Source organism: Parafrankia sp. FMc2 (genome assembly GCF_041008525.1).
Lineage (GTDB): Bacteria > Actinomycetota > Actinomycetes > Frankiales > Frankiaceae > Parafrankia.
Genome location: NZ_JBFLUG010000431.1, coordinates 1 through 1000, shown reverse-complemented (window position 1 = coordinate 1000; position 1000 = coordinate 1). Strand labels below are relative to the sequence as shown.

At 68.4% G+C, this 1000-nt stretch carries 2 protein-coding genes; both read left to right on the top strand.

Translation table 11 applies throughout. The annotated features are described in order from the left end of the window. Positions 1-50: 50 nt before the first annotated feature. The gene (locus AB1460_RS37755) at positions 51-377 is read left to right on the top strand and encodes a hypothetical protein (protein WP_071083317.1); all 327 of its coding nucleotides are present in this window, start codon (positions 51-53) and stop codon (positions 375-377) included. Between the two features lie 5 nt (positions 378-382). Then, a partial coding sequence (locus AB1460_RS37750) for an IS3 family transposase (RefSeq protein ID WP_368967374.1) occupies positions 383-1000 on the top strand: 618 nt, incomplete at its 3' end.

Sequence of the window (1000 nt, the reverse complement as noted above, 5' to 3'; positions counted from 1 at the left end):
TGAACCGCCCCGGGTCGGATGGAGGCTTGATTCTCTGAGAGGATCGAGTCATGGCACGTCCTTCCCCTTACCCCGCCGAGCTGCGGCGTCGTGCGGTCCGGATGGTCGCCGAGGTCCGTCCCGACTACCCCACCGAGTGGGCCGCGATGAAGGCCGTCGCGTCCAAGCTCGGCATCGGAACGGCCGAGACGGTACGGCAGTGGGTCCGGCGCGATCAGATCGACAACGGGAACCGGCCCGGGGTGACGACGGAGGAGTCCGCGCAGGTCAAGGCCCTGAAGAAGGAGGTCGCCGAGCTGAAGCGGGCGAATGAGATCCTCAAGGCCGCGGCGAGTTTCTTCGCGGCCGAGCTCGACCGGCCACACCTGCGCTCGTAGCGTTCATCGACGAGCACCGGGACCGCTTCGGCGGTGTCGAGCCGATCTGCCGCGTGCTGACCCTGCACGACTGCAGCATCGCCCCCTCCACCTACTACGCCTACAAGCAGCGTCAGGCATCGCCCTGCGCCCGTCAGGTACGGGACGCCGAGCTCACGACGCTGATCACCGAGGTCTACGACGCCAACTACCGTGTCTACGGGGCGCGGAAGATCTGGCGGGAGCTGCACCGGCAAGGCCACCCGGTGGCCCGCTGCACCGTCGAACGCCTCATGCGTGACCTTGGCATCACCGGTGCCGTCCGCGGCAGGAAAGTGGTCACCACCCTGGCGGATCCGGCCGCGACGCGGGCTCCGGACCTGGTGGAACGCGACTTCGTGGCCGACGCACCGAACCGCACCTGGGTCGCTGACTTCACCCACGTCGCAGCCTGGGCCGGCACCGTCTACGTCGCGTTCGTGGTGGACACCTTCTCCCGCCGCATCGTCGGCTGGTCCGTCGCGACCACCAAGCACGCCGAACTCGTCCTGACCGCGCTGGAGATGGCACTGTGGCAACGGGACCGGACCGGCACCAGGCCCGTAGCGGGTGAGCTGATCCATCACTCGGACGCGGGTTCGCAA

What these genes read in the sequence shown, in the direction of transcription:
- AB1460_RS37755 (WP_071083317.1), top strand. Translation starts at nt 51, where the DNA reads ATGGCACGTCCTTCCCCTTACCCCGCCGAGCTGCGGCGTCGTGCGGTC.